An 882-nucleotide genomic window follows, 5' to 3' on the forward strand; every position below is an offset into this window, starting at 1 on the left:
TATTTTATCTACCATGTTTTTGTTTATGAAGCTTATAATATTCCGCAGTAGCTCAGTGGTAGAGCTATCGGCTGTTAACCGATCGGTCGTAGGTTCGAGTCCTACCTGCGGAGCCATTGCTTCCATAGCTCAGCAGGTAGAGCACTTCCATGGTAAGGAAGAGGTCAGCGGTTCGAGCCCGCTTGGAAGCTTATCTAAAATACGTTGATCTGAAGCAGTTTCCGTACGTTATGGAACTGTTATTTTTTGTTTAAAGCAGTAAAAACCTAGTGCTAATTGCAGCAGGTTTTCTGATGAAGTCTGTTTTCTTCGTTATAAATTAATTTTTAAATGGTATTGACTTTCATCAAAACCCTGATATAATTACTTTTGTCATAATGAACCGTATGAATTTTCGGTTTTTGGATAGGCTTTTACTTTAGATTAAGCAGAGAGTTACACCGTCTTAGCATTACTGAATAAATAACATGAGAGTTTTCTTTTTTGGTGCTGTTATTTTTATTTTATTTTGGCCATTCATTACTTATTTACTTGCGGAAGTAGTTCAGTGGTAGAACATCACCTTGCCAAGGTGGGGGTCGCGGGTTCGAATCCCGTCTTCCGCTCCATTATTTTATTGCGCCCGTAGCTCAATTGGATAGAGCGTTTGACTACGGATCAAAAGGTTAGGGGTTCGACTCCTCTCGGGCGCGCCATAATTTATTTGAAAATCGGGAAGTAGCTCAGCTTGGTAGAGCACATGGTTTGGGACCATGGGGTCGCAGGTTCGAATCCTGTCTTCCCGACCATTCTAAACACTAGAAATAATATACTGATTTTATTTTTACTCTTTTTAAAAAAGTACTTGATTTATAGAGAGATAACATGGTATATTATTATTCG

General features: G+C 39.1%; 5 tRNA genes. All 5 read left to right on the forward strand.

Features of this window, described 5'->3' with window-relative positions:
• Window positions 1-41: 41 nt before the first annotated feature.
• The 5 genes from DL897_RS16775 (at window position 42) to DL897_RS16795 (ending at window position 788) form a co-directional block, all read left to right on the forward strand.
• A tRNA-Asn gene (locus DL897_RS16775) sits at window positions 42-116 on the forward strand.
• Window positions 117-118: 2 nt separating this feature from the next.
• A tRNA-Thr gene (locus DL897_RS16780) sits at window positions 119-191 on the forward strand.
• 342 nt (window positions 192-533) lie between these two features.
• A tRNA-Gly gene (locus DL897_RS16785) sits at window positions 534-608 on the forward strand.
• A 10-nt stretch (window positions 609-618) separates the two neighbouring features.
• Window positions 619-695 (forward strand) — tRNA-Arg (locus DL897_RS16790).
• Window positions 696-711: 16 nt separating this feature from the next.
• A tRNA-Pro gene (locus DL897_RS16795) sits at window positions 712-788 on the forward strand.
• Window positions 789-882: the final 94 nt, after the last annotated feature.

This window comes from Thermoflavimicrobium daqui, from assembly GCF_003313465.1.
In the GTDB taxonomy this organism is placed as follows: Bacteria; Bacillota; Bacilli; order Thermoactinomycetales; family Thermoactinomycetaceae; genus Thermoflavimicrobium; species Thermoflavimicrobium daqui.